At 53.7% G+C, this 15,471-nt stretch carries 10 protein-coding genes and 1 pseudogene; 2 read left to right on the top strand and 9 right to left on the bottom strand.

Annotated features, from left to right (window positions below; genetic code table 11):
- Positions 1-267: 267 nt before the first annotated feature.
- Positions 268-1,449, top strand: a complete 1,182-nt coding sequence (gene ampH / locus J2X14_RS16805; RefSeq protein ID WP_502890022.1) for a D-alanyl-D-alanine-carboxypeptidase/endopeptidase AmpH — start codon at positions 268-270, stop codon at positions 1,447-1,449.
- Here the strand turns inward: ampH and J2X14_RS16800 are convergent.
- The 8 genes and pseudogenes from J2X14_RS16800 to J2X14_RS16765 all read right to left on the bottom strand — a co-directional run bounded on the left by J2X14_RS16800 (position 1,446) and on the right by J2X14_RS16765 (position 12,569).
- Positions 1,446-2,540: a DUF1176 domain-containing protein gene (locus J2X14_RS16800; protein ID WP_352412320.1), complete on the bottom strand. Its 1,095-nt coding sequence runs from the start codon at positions 2,538-2,540 to the stop codon at positions 1,446-1,448. The genes ampH and J2X14_RS16800 overlap by 4 nt on opposite strands.
- A 725-nt stretch (positions 2,541-3,265) precedes the next feature.
- Positions 3,266-3,391, bottom strand: a pseudogene (locus J2X14_RS16795) (hypothetical protein); the annotation flags it as partial.
- A gap of 34 nt (positions 3,392-3,425) precedes the next feature.
- Entirely contained in the window at positions 3,426-4,004 is a 579-nt protein-coding gene (nudK, locus tag J2X14_RS16790) for a GDP-mannose pyrophosphatase NudK (RefSeq protein WP_352412358.1), read from the bottom strand.
- A gap of 145 nt (positions 4,005-4,149) precedes the next feature.
- Complete coding sequence (gene narI, locus J2X14_RS16785; RefSeq protein WP_352412319.1) at positions 4,150-4,827, bottom strand: respiratory nitrate reductase subunit gamma; 678 nt, start codon at positions 4,825-4,827, stop codon at positions 4,150-4,152.
- 2 nt (positions 4,828-4,829) lie between these two features.
- A complete protein-coding gene (gene narJ, locus J2X14_RS16780; RefSeq protein WP_352412318.1) occupies positions 4,830-5,552 on the bottom strand; it encodes a nitrate reductase molybdenum cofactor assembly chaperone in 723 nt (240 codons plus the stop codon).
- Entirely contained in the window at positions 5,549-7,093 is a 1,545-nt protein-coding gene (gene narH, locus J2X14_RS16775; RefSeq protein ID WP_352412317.1) for a nitrate reductase subunit beta, read from the bottom strand. The genes narJ and narH overlap by 4 nt, the downstream gene beginning before the upstream one ends.
- Positions 7,090-10,851, bottom strand: a complete 3,762-nt coding sequence (locus tag J2X14_RS16770) for a nitrate reductase subunit alpha (RefSeq protein WP_352412316.1) — start codon at positions 10,849-10,851, stop codon at positions 7,090-7,092. The genes narH and J2X14_RS16770 overlap by 4 nt, the downstream gene beginning before the upstream one ends.
- A 320-nt stretch (positions 10,852-11,171) precedes the next feature.
- The gene (locus J2X14_RS16765) at positions 11,172-12,569 is read right to left on the bottom strand and encodes a NarK family nitrate/nitrite MFS transporter (protein ID WP_352412315.1); all 1,398 of its coding nucleotides are present in this window, start codon (positions 12,567-12,569) and stop codon (positions 11,172-11,174) included.
- A gap of 369 nt (positions 12,570-12,938) precedes the next feature.
- Here J2X14_RS16765 and narL point away from each other — a divergent pair, with 369 nt between their 5' ends.
- Complete coding sequence (narL, locus tag J2X14_RS16760) at positions 12,939-13,589, top strand: two-component system response regulator NarL (protein ID WP_502890024.1); 651 nt, start codon at positions 12,939-12,941, stop codon at positions 13,587-13,589.
- Between the two features lie 39 nt (positions 13,590-13,628).
- Here the strand turns inward: narL and ansP are convergent, their stop codons facing one another.
- Positions 13,629-15,116 carry an L-asparagine permease gene (gene ansP / locus J2X14_RS16755; RefSeq protein WP_352412313.1) on the bottom strand — a complete coding sequence of 496 codons (1,488 nt, stop codon included), beginning with the start codon at positions 15,114-15,116 and terminating at the stop codon, positions 13,629-13,631.
- Between the last annotated feature and the right edge of the window lie 355 nt (positions 15,117-15,471).

The following is a 15,471-nucleotide window of genomic DNA, read 5'->3' as shown; positions in this document are numbered from 1 at the left end:
GGAAGATGCTGATCGTCAGGGAATTGCAGGTGCTCATGATTCTACCGGGCCGCCACAGGCCAGACGCTTCGCAATTATGCGAAAATTTCTTCTATTCTCCCCTTTCTGTTGTTAGTAAAACGATTACTATACCTGTCATAGTTAAGCTGCAACGCATCGGCTTTTTCTGCTTATCCCAGCGATTTACTGCCCGGAGATTTGCCGACTCGTCGCCTCGCTGCAACATGAATTATTTCGGGTAATATAATTTACCTTCCGTTAAACCTGATGGATTTGTCTCCGTTGAAAACTCGCTTTTATCTGCTGGCTGCTCTCTTTGCCACGCTGCCGCTACGCAGCCAGGCGCAGCCTTCGTCCGATCCGCTTCTGGCTTCTCAAGTTGTCGACCGTTATGCTGAACATATTTTCTATGGCAGCGCCGCTACGGGTATGGCGCTGGTCGCCATTGATGGTAACCAACGGGTTTTTGCCAGCCTTGGTGAAACCCGTCCTGGCAACCAGACGCGTCCGCAAAAAGATTCGTTAATTCGTATTGCTTCGCTGAGCAAACTCATGACCAGCGAAGTGATGCTTAAAATGGCGGAACGGGGACAAATAAAACTGGATGATCCGCTGGCTAATTATGCGCCGCCCGGCGCGCGCGTACCCAATTATGCCGGGCAGCCGATGCGTCTGATCCATCTTGCCACCCATACCAGCGGTTTGCCGCGAGAGCAGCCCGGCGGTAAAGCGGGACGTCCGGTCTTTGTCTGGCCGACCAAAGCCGATCGCTGGGGCTGGCTGAAAAAAGCACAGCTGAATACGCCGCCTGGCGTTCGCGCTGCCTACTCTAATATTGCTTATGATTTACTGGCGGATGCGCTTTCTCGTGCGGCAGGTACGCCTTATCCGGCGCTGTTTCGTCAGTTGGTTACGCGTCCGCTGGGCATGAAGGACACCACGTTCACGCCTTCTCCCGATCAGTGTAAACGTCTGATGGTGCCGGAGCGCGGCGCCAGCCCATGCGGTAATACGTTGGCAGCCATTGGTAGCGGCGGCGTCTATTCAACGCCGGAAGATATGGGCCGCTGGATGCAGCAATTTTTGAATTCCGATATCAATACGCGTACGCCACAGATCGATCGCCTGCAAACGTTGATCTATCAACGTAAACAGTTAACCAAAGTAGAAGGCATGGATGTACCGGGCAAAGCAGAAGCGCTGGGCATGGGCTGGGTCTATATGACGCCAGAAAACGGCCATCCAGGCATTATGCAAAAAACCGGCGGCGGCGGCGGTTTTATTACCTATATGGCGATGATTCCGCAGTACAACGTCGGCGTATTTGTGGTGGTTACCCGCACTAATCTGACGCGTTTTCGCGCCATGAGCGATGGCGTTAATGACCTGGTCACTGAACTGGCAGGCAATCACAAAGGTTCGCCGATTCAGGTACAGGCCATTCGTTAAGGTAATTTGGCGGATAGTTGCTCCGCCGCGGCAGGTGGCGATGGACGCTGGCTTACCCAGAGGGTGGGCCATTCGTCGCTGCCGTGCCAGGCGTCACAGGTTCTTTCTTCAGCATACTCCGCCAGCCCAAACTCCTGACCATTAAACTGCCAGCGCGTGGCAATACCGCAATCGCCGAGGCCACGCCCTTTTGCATAGGTAAAAAGCTGTGCATTAGCTGCATCATACTCCGCATTAATGATTTCCAGCTGCCTGTCGCTGTGTCCGGGCGCGGAAAAAGGCAACGACAGCGTCAGACGACGCGATTGCCAGGGCTGGGTGCGGGTAACTTCAAACGCTAAATTAATCATGTTGTAAGCGCCCATTTCGCAGCTCACCAGCAGCAGAGCTTTGCTGTCGGTTAATGGCGCTACGCTGACTTCACGGCGCATCGGGTCGAGCGAACACTCATCGGCATTTACGCGCCAGGTGCCATAATCGATCAGGCCGGTGGTTTCTTCTCTTGTTAAAGGCGCAGCGGGACGGTCAGGCAAACGCGTTAGTGGCGCTGCAGGTTCCGGCGGCACATCCCACACGCTGCGGCTACCGCGCTTAACCCAGGCACTGAGGCTGCCGACACGCCCCTGCATATCATCCATTAGCAGCAGCGCCGCTTTTAGCCCGTGTAATGAAATCGTGGCCTGAGGACGCCAGGTTACCTGAATATTATCGGCATCCATGATTTGCGTCAGAAACTCATCGATAGCGATAGGATGCGCGGTCACCAGATGATGAGGTTCCACCGTCCAGTGCTTGAAGTCAGGACGCAGACGCTGCTGGTCGAGCAGCAGGTTATCCTGCAACGCCGCCCCTTTGAGATCGCCGGTATAGCGGTTGCCATAGTCAATGCGCAACAAAGGACGATCGTTAACGCCCGCGTAGCGGGAAAGGCTCATCACTAAACCGTTCTCACCAGGGATATTACGCGCCACACAATAATTAAGGTTATTACAGGTGATCTGCCAGTCGGTAAATGTTTTCTGTAACGGAGCCGCCTGCACGCTGGCAATGAAAAGAAAAGGCAACAACAGCGATTTCATCCAGTAAGGCATTTAATAACCCAATCCCTAAATTAATTCATTGATGATAGCGCAACGACGGCGGTTCACCATGCCTTTCTCTGGTCATACAAGGAAACAGTCGTGGAACCGGTGAAAAACCGAGTTGATAACCTAACGGTACGATTTATCATCCTTTGCCGCTCGGCTTATCTCAATCAGATTCCTCGGACTCTGTTATCAGATCATCAAACGGTCATAACAAATGAACAATCATCTTCGGTTACGTTATTTTGTCTGCGAAAAAACAGAGGTTATGGCATTAATAGCCGCTGACAGGCGAAACCGTTGGTAAAATTGTGATTCAAGTCACAAAAAAATGTCAACTGCTGCCCCGACCGCATGATTATCAAGATACTTTTCAATTATTTATCTTTCGTGCTTTTATACGCTCGGGATATTATTCAGGGCATATTTTGCCAGCCCGTCCCCCCTTACTTTTATTACATCGAAAGTCATGATGTTATCGATTAAGCGTGAGCGAAAAATCATTAAACAATTAACGCTAAATATTCATCTGCTGGTTGGTGAACGAGTTAAATTATTTATATAACATGGTTTGCCCTGGTACTCTTTAGAAACCAACGTTATTTGTAGACGACTCACAGGCCATTTAATTTGGCTTCCCTGGCGGAAGCCATAACCTACTTCTCTACTTGCTTCCCATACTCACCTTGGTGCTTTTTTACTGCGGCTGGAATTCGCCCAAGGAATAATTTCTAAACGGTTAGCTCGTAGAGCGTTACTGATAAATTTTCAGCCTGCTCAACGTTTTTGAATGATGTGGCGGCTGGCAGCGCAGGATTTTGCACCAGGCGTGCCAGCAACACTTCATCAGATATGGCAACGTGCTTTTTTTAGTAGAGTAGCTTAAGCGCCTCAGGCGTGTAGCCAGCCGGCCTGTTGGGCATACTGCAGCAGCATAATGGTTTTACCATCACAAATTTCACCGCTTTTAACCATCGCCAGCGCCTGGGGAAAAGGCAGCTCCAGCACTTCAATTGACTCATCTTCCACACCGCCGCCCGCATTATCCCGCTGGGACTCATCATACTCGGCGGCAAAGAAATGGAGCAGCTCCGTTACGCCGCCAGGCGACATATAGGCCTCATAGAGTTTTTCCACTTTGCCAACGGCATAACCCGTCTCTTCGATTGCCTCTTTACGAATACAATCTTCCGGCGAATCATTATCAAGCAGCCCGGCGCAGGTTTCGATCAGCATACCGCTCTGGTTACCATTAACAAATGTTGCCATACGAAACTGGCGGATCAGCACCACGCTATTCTTTGCACGATTATAAAGCAGGATGGTGGCACCGTTACCGCGATCGTATACCTCGCGCTTGTGACGCAGCGTTTCACCACTGTTGGTGGTAAGTTCGTAGGTATAATTACGTAAAACAAACCAGTTATCTGACAGCAGCTTATCTTTGATCAGCTTGATACAGGCGGGCATAACGTCTCCAAAGGTTAACAGGGAGCCTGTCATCATAGAACTGCCGGAACGAGAAAACTATCTGAATTATGTGGGTAAACAAGGGGACACTGTAGAGAAGCGCGAGTAAAGATGTCGCAGGCCAAATGACCTGCGACAGGGATTATCAGTGGCGGTTACGCACCAGCTGATAACGACGGGTCAGATACTCAACCGGCGCACTCCAGATATGCACCAGACGGCAGAACGGAAACAGCAGGAACAGCGTCATGCCCAGCACCATGTGAACTTTATAGATCAGCGCCACGCCTTCCAGGTGAGCCGCCGCGCCAGCATGGAACGTTACGACCGCCTGCGCCCAGCCGACCAGTTTCATCATTTCGCTGCCGTCCATGTGGTGAGCAGAGAAAGGAATAGTCAGCAGACCAAGCGTTGCCTGAGCCACCAGCAGCGTCAGGATCAAAATGTCTCCGGTGCTGCTGGTAGCACGTACGCGCGGATTAGTCAGACGGCGTTTCAGCAGCAGACCGCCGCCAATAAGCGTCATTGCGCCGCAGATACCGCCAGCCACCATCGCCAGCTGCTGTTTCGCGGCAATCGGCAGGAAAGATTCGTACATCCAGTGCGGCGTCAACATGCCCACCAAATGACCGAAAAAGATGCCGATAATACCGATATGAAACAGATTAGATGCCAGACGCATCCCTTTTTTATCCAACATCTGGCTGGAGCCTGCGCGCCAGCTGTATTGCCCGTAATCGTAACGTAACCAGCTGCCGACCAGGAAAACCGTACCGGCCAGATAAGGATAGATATTAAAGAAAAACAGATTCAAGAATTGCATGATCAGCGTCCTGTCATTCCTGTGGTGGCTTGCGCCACATCCAGATACTGTGGCGCAACGGCACCGGCAAAGCGGCGCTGATGCGCGTCCTGTTGTGCTGACGCGCAGCCCTGTTCACCCAGGAAGCGGATTTGCTCCTCTTCCCAGACCGCATCCAGCGCCTGCGGCGTATCATCGCGCGCTTCCTGGGCAATCTGTGGCTCCAGCGCATCGGCAACAACGCCGCTATCGGAAAGCACCAGCAGCACGTCGAGCAGATCGGCCCAGCGGCTGTTGCGCTGCCGCAGACGTGCGCTTAGCAACGCCAGAATCGGCGCTACATCTACTAACCCTTCGCGCGCGGCCTCCGGGCTGCGGCTGCTGAGGTATTCCAGATAAAGCGGCAGGAAATCCGGCAGCTCGCGGCTGTCCAGCTCCAGGCCGGCAGTGCGGTACTGTTCCAATAGATCGACCATCGCCTGGCCGCGATCGCGGGATTCACCGTGAACATGTTCAAACAGCAGCAGCGAGGTCGCGCGTCCACGATCGAACAGCTCACAGTAATCCGCCTGCAGATCGAGCAGCGGCCGGGCGCTGAAATCGCGCACCACGGCCAGCAGCTGCGCACGCTGTTGCTCGTTTAGCTCGCTGGCGGAGGCCAGCGCCTCCTCCAGCTCTTGCTGATGATCGAACAGCGCCCGATCGGGATAATCCAACAGGCGGCCAATAATTTTTAGCGCCATCATGAGGCATCCTCCCGGTTTTCGGTTTTCCGCGTGATATCAATCGCATCAATGCGGCGTGTATTAAACAGGTTAAATTTGCCGTCGCTGCCGTGGCAGCCATCACCAAAGGTAAAGCCGCAGCCTTTGCTTTCCGGGAACGCCTCGCGTGCCAGTTCACGATGGCTGGAAGGAATGACAAAGCGATCTTCATAGTTGGCAATCGCCAGGTAGCGATACATCTCTTGCGCCTGAGCTTCTGTCAGACCTACCTGCTCCAGCGCGCTGGTATCTACCACGCCATCCACGCTTTCCGCACGCTTGTAGTGACGCATTGCCAGCATACGTTTCAGCGCCAACAGCACCGGCGCGGTATCGCCAGCGGTCAGCAGATTAGCCAGGTACTGCACCGGAATACGCAGGCTTTCCACGTTCGGCAGTACGCCCTGCTGATCCAGCACGCCTGCATCGGCGGCTGACTGAATTGGCGATAATGGCGGCACGTACCAAACCATCGGCAGCGTACGATATTCAGGATGCAGCGGCAGCGCCAGCTTCCAGTCCATCGCCATTTTATAAACCGGCGATTTCTGCGCCGCGTCGATGACGCTCTGCGGGATGCCATCTTTCAGCGCCTGCGCGATAACAGCTGGATCGTTCGGATCAAGGAAAACATCCAGCTGGCTTTGATAGAGATCCTGCTCATTCTCTACCGATGCCGCCTGTTCGATACGATCCGCGTCGTACAGCAGCACGCCCAGATAACGGATGCGGCCTACGCAGGTTTCTGAACATACGGTTGGCTGACCGGCTTCGATACGTGGATAGCAGAAAATACATTTTTCTGACTTGCCGCTTTTCCAGTTGAAATAGATTTTCTTATACGGGCAGCCGGTCAGGCACATACGCCAGCCGCGACATTTGTCCTGATCGATCAGCACAATGCCATCTTCCCCACGCTTATAGATGGCGCCGCTCGGACAGGTGGCGACACAGGCCGGATTCAGACAGTGTTCGCACAGGCGCGGCAGATACATCATGAAGGTGTTTTCGAACTGGCCGTACATCTCTTTCTGGATGTTATCGAAGTTTTTATCCTTCGAGCGTTTCTCAAACTCACCGCCGAGAATCTCTTCCCAGTTCGGGCCGTTTTCGATTTTTTTCATCCGCTGGCCGGTAATCAGCGAGCGAGGACGCGCGATCGGTTGATGTTTGCCCGCAGGCGCGTTGTGCAGATGCTGATAATCGAAGTCAAACGGCTCGTAGTAATCATCCAGCCCCGGTACATCGGGGTTGGCGAAGATTTTAGAGAGCAGACCGACGCGGCTACCCATGCGCGGCTGCAGCTGCCCGTTGATTTTACGGATCCAGCCGCCCTTCCATTTTTCCTGATCTTCCCAGGCGCGCGGATAGCCGACGCCCGGTTTGCTTTCTACGTTATTAAACCAGGCATATTCCATGCCCTCGCGGCTGGTCCAGACGTTCTTACAGGTGACCGAACAGGTATGGCAGCCGATGCATTTGTCGAGGTTTAACACCATGCCGACTTGCGAACGAATTTTCATTGCTGAGCCTCCTGACGGGAACCCTGGCACTCGTCGTTGCCTTCGCCATCTAACCAATTGACATTGTTCATTTTTCTTACCACCACAAACTCATCACGATTCGAACCTACGGTACCGTAGTAGTTGAAGCCGTAGGCCAGCTGCGCATAGCCGCCAATCATATGCGTCGGTTTCGGATAAACGCGCGTCACTGAGTTGTGAATACCGCCACGCTGGCCGGTGATTTCCGCACCCGGAATATTCACAATGCGTTCCTGCGCGTGGTACATCATGGTCATACCGGCAGGGACACGCTGGCTGACCACGGCACGCGCCGTCAGAGAGCCGTTAGCGTTAAACGCTTCAATCCAGTCGTTATCTTTAATGCCCAGATCTTTCGCATCTTCTTCGCTCATCCAGACAATCGGCCCGCCGCGCGACAGCGTCAGCATCAGCAGGTTGTCGCTGTAGGTAGAGTGGATGCCCCATTTCTGGTGCGGCGTCAGGAAGTTGAGCGCTTTTTCCGGGTTACCGTTCGGCTTTTTATTCAGCAGCGGCTGTACGGCGCGCGTATCAACCGGCGGACGATAAACCAGCAGGCTTTCACCGAAGGCGCGCATCCATTCGTGATCCTGATAAAGCTGCTGACGACCACTCAGCGTACGGAACGGAATCAGTTCATGAATGTTGGTGTAACAGGCGTTATAGGAGACATGTTCATCTTCCAGACCAGACCAGGTCGGGCTGGAGATAATTTTACGCGGCTGCGCCTGAATATCGCGGAAGCGGATTTTTTCCTCTTCCTTGTTCAACGCCAGATGGGTATGGTCGCGCCCGGTGATTTTACTCAGCGCGCCCCATGCTTTTACCGCTACGTGACCGTTGGTTTCGGGCGCCAGCGCGAGGATCATTTCCGCCGCGTCGATAGCGCTGTCGATGTTGGGACGACCGGCAGCCGGGCCCTCTTGCTTAACGTAGTTAAGCTTTTTCAACAGATCGACTTCGGTCTGCGTATTCCAGCTGATGCCTTTACCGCCGTTGCCCAGCTTATCCAGCAGCGGCCCTACCGAGGTAAAGCGCTCCCAGGTCGCCGGATAGTCACGTTCAACGGTAATGATATGCGGCGCCGTTTTGCCTGGAATAAGATCGCATTCGCCTTTCTTCCACTCTTTCACGCCAAACGGCTGCGCCAGTTCGGCGGCGGAGTCATGCTGCATCGGCAGCGTCACCACGTCGGTCTCTTTGCCGAGGTGACCCTGGCAGGCTTCAGAGAAGCTTTTGGCGATGCCTTTATAGATTTCCCAGTCGCTTTTTGCTTCCCAGGCGGGATCAACGGCGGCAGAAAGCGGATGAATAAACGGATGCATATCCGAAGTATTCATGTCGTCTTTTTCATACCAGGTCGCCGTTGGCAGCACGATATCGGAATAGAGACAGGTGCTGGACATACGGAAATCGAGCGTTACCACCAGATCCAGTTTGCCTTCACCGCCGTTATCCTGCCATTCCACTTCCTGCGGCTTAACGCTGCCCTGCTCACCGAGGTCTTTGCCCTGAATACCATTTTCCGTACCCAGCAGGTACTTCAGCATATATTCGTGGCCTTTACCGGAAGAGCCCAGCAGGTTAGAACGCCAGACAAACAGGTTACGCGGGAAGTTCTGTGGGTTATCAGGCTGTTCGGCAGCAAAACGCAGCGAGCCTTGCTTCAGGCTGTCAACGGTGTAGTCGACAGGCGTCTGACCGGCAGCCTGCGCTTTGGCGGCAATATGCAGCGGGTTAACCGAAAGCTGCGGCGCAGACGGCAGCCAGCCCATACGTTCAGCGCGCACGTTGAAATCGATTAGGCTGCCCTGGAAACGCGCTTTGTCCGCCAGCGGCGACAGCAGGGTTGACGTTTCGACCGTTTCATGACGCCACTGGCTGGAGTGGTTATAGAAGAAAGAGGTGCCGTTCATATGACGCGGCGGACGTTGCCAGTCGAGGCCGAAGGCCAGCGGCGTCCAGCCGGTTTGCGGACGCAGCTTTTCCTGGCCCACATAGTGTGCCCAGCCGCCGCCGCTCTGACCGACGCAGCCGCAGAACACCAGCATATTGATCAGCCCGCGGTAGTTCATATCCATATGGAACCAGTGGTTCATACCGGCGCCAACGATGATCATGGAACGACCGTGCGTTTTCTCGGCGTTTTGCGCAAATTCGCGTGCGATACGAATAATCTGCTGACGTGATACGCCGGTGATTTTCTCTGCCCAGGCTGGGCTGTACGCTTTGATCTCATCGTAGCTGGCTGCGCAGTTGGCATCTTCCAGGCCACGATCGAGGCCGTAGTTAGCCAAAGTCAGGTCATAAACGCTGGCGACTAATGCTTCGCTGCCGTCGGCCAGTTTGAGGCGTTTAACCGGTAGTTTGTGCAGCATAATTTCATCCAGCGCCACGCTGTTGAAATGTTCGCTTTCGATACCGCCGAAGTAAGGGAAACCAACGTCCGCAACTTCATCATGGCTGCCCAGCAGGCTTAGCTGCAGCTCAACGTCACGCTGCGAACCGCCTTCACGCGCTTCCAGGTTCCATTTACCCTCTTCGCCCCAGCGATAACCGATAGAACCCAGCGGTGCCACCAGCTCACCGCTCAGGCTATCAAGCGCGATGGTTTTCCATTCCGGGTTATTTTCCTGGCCAAGGTTATCCACCAGATCGCTGGCGCGCAGCATACGACCGGCCGCGTAATAGCCTTCTTCACGCGGTTCCAGCATGACCAGCATCGGCATATCGGTGTAGCGACGCACATAGTCGCGGAAATAAGGCACTTCGCGATCGAGATGGAACTCTTTCAGCATGACATGGCCCATCGCCAGCGCCATGGCGCTGTCGGTACCCTGTTTCGGATTCAGCCAGAGATCGCACAGCTTGGCGACTTCCGCGTAGTCCGGCGTCACCGCGACGGTTTTGGTGCCTTTGTAGCGCACTTCGGTAAAGAAGTGGGCATCCGGCGTACGCGTCTGCGGCACGTTAGAACCCCAGGCGATAATATAGGAAGAGTTATACCAGTCAGCGGATTCCGGTACGTCGGTCTGCTCGCCCCAGGTCATTGGCGAAGCGGGCGGCAAATCGCAGTACCAGTCATAGAAGCTCAGACAGGTGCCGCCAATCAGAGACAGGTAACGTGCGCCTGCGGCGTAAGAGACCATCGACATCGCTGGAATCGGAGAGAAACCGATAATGCGGTCTGGCCCGAAGGTTTTTGCGGTATACACGTTGGCAGCGGCGATAAGCTCATTCACTTCCTGCCAGCTGGAGCGCACAAACCCGCCGCGTCCACGCGCCACTTTATAGCTTTTGGCTTTCTCAGCATCGTTGATGATGGAACCCCAGGCATCAACCGGATCGCTATGTTGTGCTTTCGCTTCGCGCCATAATTTCACCAAACGCTTGCGCATCAGTGGATATTTCAGGCGATTGGCACTATATAAATACCATGAGTAGCTGGCGCCGCGAGGACAGCCGCGTGGTTCATGGTTAGGCAGATCGGGACGGGTACGTGGATAGTCGGTTTGCTGCGTTTCCCAAGTGACCAGACCGTTTTTGACGTAGATCTTCCAGCTACAGGAACCGGTGCAGTTAACGCCGTGCGTAGAGCGCACGATTTTGTCATGCTGCCAGCGGCTGCGGTAACCATCTTCCCAGTCCCGGTTAGTGTTAAGTGTCTGGCCGTGTTGACCAGCAAATGGTTCGGCTAATTGTTTGAAATAGCGAAACCGATCCAGAAATTTGCTCATCCGGAATTCTCCTGAAGGCTCGGTGTTGTTATAAATGGCTAAACGACATTGCGTATGGTGTGAGCGTCAGCCTACTGAGCTGATCGCTCCGGCCGCTTGATTGCGATCAAGTCAGCACGGCGAAGCGGTTCCTTCCGCCACCCTGTTTACTCCTTAAGTAGTAATCCTCGCCTTAACCTAACTTCATCATTTAAATGGATAAATCTCAGAAAACCTGACTTAAGCGTTATTTTTTTCGGCTGTTAGCTATTTAGGAGTAGAGTGCGAGAGAAACCATAAAAAAACCGGCTTTGCCCTGACGACAAAACCGGTTTTTACGATTAGCGTGCGGCCTTCCGACCGTAAACTAACCAGGTAATCAAAATGCAAACCACGTAGAACGCCAGGAAGATTTTCATTGCGCCAGCCGGAGACCCGGTCATCGCCAGTGAAATCCCGAAGGTTTGCGGAATAAAGAAGCCGCCTGCCGCGCCGATGGCGGAAATAAAGCCCAGCGCTGCTGCCGTATCGGTCACCGCTTCCTGCTGCGCCTGCTGATCGCTGCCGCCACGCGCTTTCACGCTATCCCAGGTGATCTTACGGAAAATCACCGCAATCATCTGGTAGGTCGAGCCGCTGCCTAACCCGGCGGTTAAGAACAGCACCATAAAGATGCCGAAGAACAGCGGGAACGAACCGCTTTCCCCTTCCGCAGGCAGCGACAAAAACAGTAACGCGGTAAATATCGCCATCGCGATAAAGTTAATCAGCGTAACGCGCACCCCGCCAAAGCGGTCAGAAATCACCCCGCCCGCAGAGCGAGCCAGCGCGCCCAGCAGCGGCCCAAAGAAGGCGTACTTCATGATCACGATATCCGGGAACTGCGTTTTCGACAGCATGGCAAAGCCAGCGGAAAAGCCGATAAACGAACCAAAGGTTGCCAGATAAAGCAGACTCAGCCCCCACAGGTGCGCACGTTTCAATACTGGCAGCTGTTGACGCAGGGAAGCTTTGGACGCTGCAAGGTCATTCATGCCGAACCAGGCGGCAAGCGTGGCGATAAGCAGCAGCGGCACCCAAATCCAGGCGGCGTTTTCCAGCCATATCTCACTGCCGTCGCTGGTGACCTGACCCTGGCTACCGAAATAGCCGAAAATCGCCATGGAGATAGCCAGGGGTGCCAGCAGCTGCATAACGCTAACGCCCAGGTTGCCAAGGCCGCCATTAATCCCCAGCGCGCCGCCCTGCTGTGCTTTCGGGAAAAAGAAGCTGATATTTCCCATACTTGAGGCAAAGTTGGCGCCAGCAAAGCCGCAAAGCAAAGAAATCACCACAAATACGGCGAAAGGCGTTTGCGGATTCTGTACGGCAAAGCCGAGCCACAAACAGGGAACCAGCAGGAAACCGGTGCTGAAAGCGGTCCAGCGGCGTCCGCCGAACATGGGAATCACGAAGGAGTAAGGCACGCGCAGCAGCGCGCCGGAAACAGAAGGTAAAGCCGTCAGCAGAAAAAGCTGATCGGTTGTAAAGTTAAAACCGACTTTATTTAAGTTAACGGCAACGGTGCTAAACAGCATCCAGACGCAGAATGCCAGCAACAGACAAAAAACAGAGATCCATAAATTACGACTTGCGATACGTTTACCGCTTTGCTGCCAGAATTCCGCATCTTCCGGTTGCCAGTGTTGAATAACGGCACCCGATGCTTTTTTCTCTGACGGCGTGGCTAAATTTGACATAATAACCCCGAGGATGGAATGAAAACTGCGCACATCCTGCCTGGTGATCGGCGATACGGAGTTGACATAAATCAACGGGGCGGCAGTTAGTTTCACTCGGCAATTGTGTCTTAACCACTAAATGAGTAGTGTCTGCTATCGGCACAAATTTAATAAAAACAGTTAATTAAAAGCTAATACTCATGTTAATAAAGGGTTTTGAATCCCTCTGATTTACTTCACCTACCTCTTTAGAGGTATAAGACATAACTTAAAAATAATGAGAAATCGCTGACGACAGGCCTGTTTTCTTACTAACCGGCTTTCGTTACGCTTTGTGCAGTGTTGCAGATGCTGCCAACACCATGATGAACCGGAGCCAGTATGACGATGCATGATGACGCCGCCACTATCCTTTTGATTGACGATCATCCGATGTTGCGTAACGGCGTTAAGCAGCTGATTAGTCTTGATTCGCAGTTAAAGGTGATCGCCGAAGCAGGCAATGGCGAACAGGGTTTAGCGCTGGCTGAGCAGCTCGATCCCGATTTGATTTTACTGGATTTAAATATGCCGGGCACCAACGGGCTGGAAACGCTCGATCTTTTACGCCGCATCGATCTGTCGGGACGCATCGTGGTGTTTACGGTGTCGAATGATGAAGAAGATGTGGTAAGCGCCCTGAAGCGCGGCGCAGATGGCTATCTGCTGAAAGATATGGAGCCCGAAGAGCTGCTGACCGCGCTGCATCAGGCCGCGGCTGGTCAGTTAGTCTTAAGCGAGACGCTGACCTCGGTGCTGATTAGCAGCCTGCGCGAAACACCGCCTGCCACGCAACGCGACCTGCAACAACTTACCCGCCGGGAGCAGGATATCCTGCGGCAAATTGCCCGCGGCCTGCCGAATAAAACCATCGCGCGGAAGCTTAATATCACCGAAAGCACGGTAAAAGTTCATGTAAAACATCTGCTGAAGAAATTACAGCTGAAATCGCGGGTGGAAGCGGCGGTCTGGTATTTGCAAAACAAGATGGGCAATTAAGAAACGGCGGGCGATGGTTGGTCGTCCGCCGTTAAACGCTTATTTAGAATGCTCTTCTTCTAACGGCGCGGCGTGATGAACATCGTCATGTTCAGTCATCGCGACCGCATGTACGCGCTTACGCACGCCAAACCAACCGAGAACCAGCACCAGGGCGATCAGCGGCAGCGCAGCCACGGTAAAGGTGCCGTTAGGATAGTCAAACGCCATTAACACCAGCACACTTACCAGGAACAGCAGCGTCAGCCATGAGGTCACCGGCGCGCCTGGCAATTTAAAGCTGACATCTTCCGCTTTACCTTCCTTGATCGCCTTACGCAGACGCATCTGGCAAACAATAATAAATGCCCAGGTAGAAAGAATGCCCAGCGAGGCGATGTTAAGAACGATTTCAAACACCTGCGACGGAACATAATAGTTCAGCACCACGCCGACCACGTAAACGGCGAGCGTAACCAGAATCCCGGCGTAAGGCACCTGCTGGCCGCTCATTTTTGACAACGCCCGCGGCGCGGATCCGCCCATCGACATGGAGCGCAAAATACGGCCAGTGGAGTAAAGACCAGAGTTCAGACTGGAAAGCGCGGCGCTCAGCACCACGATGTTCATAATGCTGCCAATATAAGGCACGCCCAGCTTCGAGAAAAAGGTCACAAACGGGCTTTGACCGGCCTGATAGGCGTTCCACGGCAGCAGCAGCACCAACAGCACCACCGAACCGACATAAAACAAACCGATACGCCAGATAACGCTGTTAATCGCTTTCGGCAGCACCTTTTTCGGCTCTTTACATTCGCCTGCGGCGATCCCCACCAGTTCAATTGATGCAAAGGCGAACACCACGCCCTGCACCAGCACCAGCGCCGGTAACAGCCCATGCGGGAACATGCCGCCATTATCCGTGATCAGATGGAAGCCGGTCGCATTGCCATCCAGCGGTTTACCGCTGCCGAGAAATACCACGCCGACAACCAGGAAAATCACGATCGCCAACACCTTCACCAGTGCAAACCAGAACTCCATTTCCGCGAACCATTTCACGCCAATCAAGTTCATCGTGCCGACAATCGCCAGCGCCCCCAGCGCAAACACCCATTGCGGTACGTCGCCAAAAGCGCCCCAATAATGCATATAAAGCGCCACGGCGGTGATATCGACGATACCGGTCATCGCCCAGTTCACAAAATACATCCAGCCCGCGACGTAAGAGGCTTTCTCACCTAAAAACTCACGCGCATAGGAAACAAAGCTGCCGCTGGAGGGTCGGTGCAGCACCAGCTCGCCAAGCGCACGCAAAATAAAGAAAGAAAAAATACCACAGACCAGATAAACCAGCGCCAGCGCCGGACCTGCTGCCTGTAAGCGCGCACCAGCACCGAGAAACAGTCCGGTTCCTATTGCGCCGCCGATAGCGATCATCTGTACCTGACGATTGCCCATCGCCTTGTCATAGCCAGCATCATGTGAATTCAGCCAGCGTCTTCTGGCAGCGTGTTGATCCGCTGCCGTTTTCTTGGTTGCTTTCATTGCCTTTCCTGTTGTCCTGTCCGATAAACGAGCGCCTGTCCGCTCTGCCCGCTTTGCCTCGTCATAACCAAACGATTGCGGCATAAAGAGGTAAAGGGATAAATTCGCTATAGATCTGGGTCTTGTAATGTGGCGACATAGCGAATTTACGGCGATGAATCCTAACCTGTCTGTTAATGGGAAGCAAAACTCCCTAAGCGAAAATTTTTACTCTTTTTGTCATTTTTGTGGCACAGGTAAAAGCACGGAAGTGAGCGGGTGCAATGCGGCGGCACACAGGCATCCTGAAGGCGGATGGAACGCCTGATGTTGCCGCCCAGGCGCGCGTTTAACCGAGTGGTTTTATCGCCGCCTT

The sequence above is a fragment of the Mixta sp. BE291 genome (genome assembly GCF_031457955.1).
GTDB lineage: Bacteria > Pseudomonadota > Gammaproteobacteria > Enterobacterales > Enterobacteriaceae > Mixta.
This window is presented reverse-complemented; position numbering and strand designations above follow the sequence as displayed.

Excerpts from the sequence above, each read along its gene's own strand:
- ampH (WP_502890022.1), top strand. The coding sequence starts at position 268 with ATGGATTTGTCTCCGTTGAAAACTCGCTTTTATCTGCTGGCTGCTCTC.
- narL (WP_502890024.1), top strand. The coding sequence starts at position 12,939 with ATGCATGATGACGCCGCCACTATCCTTTTGATTGACGATCATCCGATG.
- J2X14_RS16770 (WP_352412316.1), bottom strand. The coding sequence starts at position 10,851 with ATGAGCAAATTTCTGGATCGGTTTCGCTATTTCAAACAATTAGCCGAA.
- narJ (WP_352412318.1), bottom strand. The coding sequence starts at position 5,552 with ATGATGGCGCTAAAAATTATTGGCCGCCTGTTGGATTATCCCGATCGG.
- narH (WP_352412317.1), bottom strand. The coding sequence starts at position 7,093 with ATGAAAATTCGTTCGCAAGTCGGCATGGTGTTAAACCTCGACAAATGC.
- J2X14_RS16800 (WP_352412320.1), bottom strand. The coding sequence starts at position 2,540 with ATGCCTTACTGGATGAAATCGCTGTTGTTGCCTTTTCTTTTCATTGCC.
- ansP (WP_352412313.1), bottom strand. The coding sequence starts at position 15,116 with ATGAAAGCAACCAAGAAAACGGCAGCGGATCAACACGCTGCCAGAAGA.
- nudK (WP_352412358.1), bottom strand. The coding sequence starts at position 4,004 with ATGCCCGCCTGTATCAAGCTGATCAAAGATAAGCTGCTGTCAGATAAC.
- narI (WP_352412319.1), bottom strand. The coding sequence starts at position 4,827 with ATGCAATTCTTGAATCTGTTTTTCTTTAATATCTATCCTTATCTGGCC.
- J2X14_RS16765 (WP_352412315.1), bottom strand. The coding sequence starts at position 12,569 with ATGTCAAATTTAGCCACGCCGTCAGAGAAAAAAGCATCGGGTGCCGTT.